Raw genomic sequence first — 4,946 nt, forward strand, 5'->3', positions numbered from 1 at the left:
TTATTCTGTTCAATTTTCAAAGACCATTTTCTTTCACAACTTTCGTTGTAACTATTTGTTTTTATTTGTCACACTCAAGCGACTTATTTAGTATATCACTTGGCTTGAATCCTGTCAACAACTTTTTTAAAATCTTTTAAAATCTTTTTTCAAAAGGTTTTTATCAAATTCTTTTAAGTTGTTTCCGTCTCTTTGTGACGTATTTTATCTTAACATATATATTTATGACGCCCATATATTAATATATACCATTTAACTCATTTATATTCATTATAGTCCGTAATTTATCCACTATTCTCTATTATCCTATTAGTGATACACTCGGAATAGTTATACGGATTTATTGTGCAGAATCAGTATAATAATTTACTTTTAATATGCAATTCCACTACTATAATGAAGCATAAAAAAAGAACTGCACAGTATTCTTGCCTATTTTTAATTACACTAGGGTTGTAAGTTTCGTTGATAACCTGCTGTGCTCAAAACTCACTTCCTTGTGTGACACTAAATATACAACGTATTGGGGGCAGTTCTTTTTTATATGCCTAAACAATTTAATAAAAATTAAATTTGATTTTTGCTATTTTTATTATATCCTATTTCCTCTAAAATAATTAATGCAGTATCCTCAATAGCTCTTTCTGTAACATCTATAGTTTTACAACCTATTTTTCTCATTATCTTATCTGCAAATTCTAATTCTTCTAATACTCTAGCATCTCCTGCATATTCAATATCCAATGTGATTCTGTGAAACTTATCTAATCTCTTTTTTCTAATTTCAATTAATCTAAGTGGATTTATAGTAAGCCCAAATACTTTTTTCCTATCAATTTCATATATTTCTTTTGGTACCTCGACCTCTGGCATTAATGGAATATTTATAGTTTTTATTCCCTTATTAGCTAGATACATACATAGTGGTGTCTTTGATGTTCTTGAAAGCCCCACCAATACAACATCTGCATTTTTTAATCCCCTATAGTCTTTACTATCATCATATTGCATTGCAAATTCCATAGCTTCTATTCTTTTGAAATATACTTCATCTATTTGTCTCATAGCGCCAGGGTTATATGTAGGTTGTGTTTTCAATAAAATAGATGCTACATTGAGTATCGGTCCTAATACATTCATAACTGATATATTTTTTTCCATTGCCTTTTGTGTTAAGTGTTCTCTTACGTTAACAGTGATTATCGTAGATACTATTATTACATTTTCACATTCATCTACAATTTTCATTACATCTTCAACATCCTCTAATGCCTTCACATATGGAATCCTTTTCACCTCAACTTTTTCTGTAAATTGACTTGCTGCTGCAACCGCTACCTGATTTGCAGTTTCTCCTATAGAATCTGATACTGCTAAAATTGTTAACATAATATTATACCTTCTTTCTCATATTTTCATAATTATTTTTATACCTTGACACTTTTTATTAATATACTTTATGCACACCCCATATTTTCCAACTAGTTTATGTATATTTTCTTTATTTCTATATTAAGCCAAATTAAGTTATTTTAATAGTAGTGAATTTTTTTTCAGCATATGTTACACTTTAATATAGCATTAATATAGCATTAATATAATTTATAATTGGAGGTACTTGTATGAAAAATAAAAAGGTGTTGACTATAAGTATTCTTCCTATAATGTGGGTTCTATATGTTTTATTTGAGCTTTTCACTGGAAGAATTATTGATTTTCAAACAATTTCTTTTAACATAATACTGATTCTATTATTTGCACTTGTTGGTCTATTTACTTATAAATTTGGCATTAAGCATGAAAACGGATTTAAATCGAATATATTGTTACTTCTATTTTTATTCTTTTTTTTACTTGATCAAGGGATAAAGATATTAATAAAATTCCTGTGGTTTAATAATGATTTTCCTATAATTAATGGCATGCTATACTTTAGGCCTATAATTAATACTGATGGATCTTGGCTAAATGCCCGATTTGGTACATCTGTTAGCTTCCCAATTTTAATAACATTAAATATACTTGCTATTTTCATTTTTATTGAAGTATTCAGATATTATTTACATAAAGGAAATAAAGATTTTTGGTCAGACATGTGCTTTATTTTTGTAACTTGTGGTGCTATTTGTTCACTGATTGATAAAGTATTTTATGGAGGCAGTTTAGATTTTATAGGAATCAGCAATCTATTTATTGCAGATATAAAAGATCTATATATTAATCTGAGCATATTATTTTTTACTCTTACTATGTTTAATAACGGATACCTATCATCTAGTGAAGATACATCTTTTAAAGATGACCTCGAAACACTAAAAAAATTCTTATTATTTATAAGAAATGATATATTCCATAAATTTAAATGTTCTTGAAATAATATAATCTATAAAGCTACTCATTCTTAATTTTGATAAGTAGATAGCTAAAAATGAGTGACCACGAGCCGTGTTTCCTTTATATTGGGTTTGCCGAGCCTTCATGCAGTATAATTACATTTAGACTTTATATCCTTAGTAATTACTAGGAATATAAAGTGTTTTTCATATACATAACTAGTGACGTTGATAAAAATTTCTTATTATTTCATTTCATCATATGTAAATACAATTTACTAATTAATATATCATATAAACAAGAAAATCTGCTTCGCAGACTGTGTGTTTCTGCTTATTTCCTTTAGCAATAATTTTTGTTAATAATTTATTCATATTTAAAATTGCTTTACTAACCATGTATTTATACTACTTTCAAAAGTTATCCACAGATTTGACTTGATTATAATTTCCTAAAGAATAAAAAAGAGCCTTTACTCTAAGTAAAGACCCTTTATATAAACACTAAGCAAGTTTTTAATAAAAATTACTTTGTTAAAAATAATTGGTGGCTTACCCGGGAATCGAACCCGGGACACCATGATTAAAAGTCATGTGCTCTACCAACTGAGCTAGTAAACCATATTTACCTCGCAACGTCCTACTCTGCCACACAGTCACCCGTGCAGTACCATCGGCGCTATAGACCTTAACTGTCCTGTTCGGAATGGGAAGGAGTGTTACCTCTATGCCATCATCACGAGATTAAGTGAGTCTCTAAATCTTTGATTAAATTAAACGAACTTATGCAAATTCGTTTAGAATTTGTATTCGTTATTAGTTAAATCTTTGATTTAGATAAAAGAGCTGTACTCCAACGAATGAATAATGAGTTGAAGTTTCCTTTTTCAATAAATCCCTAGAATTTATATCGCTTATTCTAAATCTATGTATAATTATATCTTGTCGAATATTTGTCTCAACAAGATATAATTATACATGCTATATTATTTTATGTCAACCTTTATTTAAAATAAATGTTGATTTATTTTTTTATATATTCTTTTATTAATGCTACTGATTTTTTAAATTTGTCTAATTCATCATTTGTCATGTGTATTTCCACAACTTCTTTAACTCCATCAGCATTTAAAACAGCAGGTACTCCACAGAATACATCATTTTCACCGTATTCACCTTCTAGTAACGTAGACACTGGCATTATTCTATTTTCATCATTCAGAATTGCTTTGATTATTCCAACTGTTGCTGTTGCTATTCCGTAGTATGTTGTTCCTTTTCTATTATATACTTCCCAGCCAGCTTTAGCCGTTTCTAAAACTAATTTATCTAAATCTACATCTCCAACTCTCTCTTTGTTATCTGTTAATATTTCATAAAATGATTTTCCTCCAACTGTCACATGTGACCAAGGTACCATTTGAGAATCTCCATGTTCACCCATTGAGTATGCTTGAACACTACGTGGATCTACATTTAATAACTCTCCAATAAAATTCTTTAACCTAGCTGAATCAACTGAAGTCCCAGTACCTATAATATGATTCTTTGGTAATCCTGATATTTTATAAACATGATATGCAATCATATCCACAGGGTTGGAAATGACAATAAAATGACCTTTAAATCCACTCTTCATTACGGGATCTACAATAGATTCTACTATTCTAGCCGATAACTCTAATGTGTCTACTCTTGTCTGACCTGGCTTAGGTGGCGCACCCGCTGTTATTACTATAATATCCACATCCCCACATTGATCATAGCGTCCCCTAATAACCTTTGTATTTCTATTTAAGTATTCAATACAATGATTTAAGTCCATAACCTCACCGAGAGCTCTCTCTTCATTTATATCAATCATTAATATTTCATCACAAACTCCTTGTGTTATTAAACTAAATGCTGTACTAGAGCCTACTAAGCCTGTTCCTATAATGGCAACCTTACTTTTCTTTAAACTCATATAAATGCCTGCCTCAAAATCATTATTTAAATTTATATTGTTTCTTACTAATTAACCAATTATTCGCTTTTTATTATACATAATACATATTCATAATAAGTATTATGTATGATAAAAAGTATTCTTTCAACTTCCTATTATATTGATAAACTAATTAAATCATCTATAATTTAATTAATTAACAAATTTATTATACTTATCCTCAATAAATATAATGAATTTGTGTATAAAATTTTTAATTTAATAATATTTAACTGTAAAACAAAGAAGACTGTTAAAAATAAATTTTAACAATCTTCACTCTGGTGCGTCATCAGGGATTCGAACCCTGGACACCCTGATTAAGAGTCAGGTGCTCTACCAACTGAGCTAATCACGCAAATCTTACCTCGCAACGTCCTACTCTGCCACACAGTCACCCGTGCAGTACCATCGGCGCTATAGACCTTAACTGTCCTGTTCGGAATGGGAAGGAGTGTTACCTCTATGCCATCGTCACGAGATGTTTGAAAAAACTATGTTCTTTCAAAATTGCATATAAATATTAATGTATTATTTACAACTTGATTATATATTGGTCAAGCCCTCGACCTATTAGTATCAGTCAGCTAAATATGTTACCATACTTACACCTCTGACCTATCAAC

The 4,946-nt window shown here is 29.5% G+C and carries 3 protein-coding genes, 2 tRNA genes and 3 rRNA genes; 1 reads left to right on the plus strand and 7 read right to left on the minus strand.

Features of this window, described 5'->3' with window-relative positions:
• Positions 1-567: 567 nt before the first annotated feature.
• Entirely contained in the window at positions 568-1,389 is an 822-nt protein-coding gene (locus LLF98_RS03255; protein WP_291700779.1) for a pyruvate, water dikinase regulatory protein, read from the minus strand.
• A 233-nt stretch (positions 1,390-1,622) separates the two neighbouring features.
• Between LLF98_RS03255 and LLF98_RS03260 the strand changes: the two genes are divergently transcribed.
• Complete coding sequence (locus tag LLF98_RS03260) at positions 1,623-2,372, plus strand: signal peptidase II (RefSeq protein WP_291700781.1); 750 nt, start codon at positions 1,623-1,625, stop codon at positions 2,370-2,372.
• A gap of 506 nt (positions 2,373-2,878) precedes the next feature.
• Here the strand turns inward: LLF98_RS03260 and LLF98_RS03265 are convergent.
• From LLF98_RS03265 to LLF98_RS03290, 6 genes are all read right to left on the minus strand, one after another.
• A tRNA-Lys gene (locus LLF98_RS03265) sits at positions 2,879-2,954 on the minus strand.
• Positions 2,955-2,960: 6 nt separating this feature from the next.
• Positions 2,961-3,077, minus strand: a 5S ribosomal RNA gene (gene rrf, locus LLF98_RS03270).
• A 280-nt stretch (positions 3,078-3,357) separates the two neighbouring features.
• Positions 3,358-4,299: an L-lactate dehydrogenase gene (locus LLF98_RS03275; protein ID WP_291700783.1), complete on the minus strand. Its 942-nt coding sequence runs from the start codon at positions 4,297-4,299 to the stop codon at positions 3,358-3,360.
• Positions 4,300-4,602: 303 nt separating this feature from the next.
• Positions 4,603-4,678 (minus strand) — tRNA-Lys (locus LLF98_RS03280).
• Between the two features lie 7 nt (positions 4,679-4,685).
• Positions 4,686-4,802, minus strand: a 5S ribosomal RNA gene (rrf, locus tag LLF98_RS03285).
• Between the two features lie 71 nt (positions 4,803-4,873).
• Positions 4,874-4,946: ribosomal RNA gene (locus LLF98_RS03290) — 23S ribosomal RNA — on the minus strand; the annotation flags it as partial.

Origin of the sequence: Clostridium sp. (assembly GCF_021372645.1) — a bacterium.
Lineage (GTDB): Bacteria > Bacillota > Clostridia > Clostridiales > Clostridiaceae > Clostridium.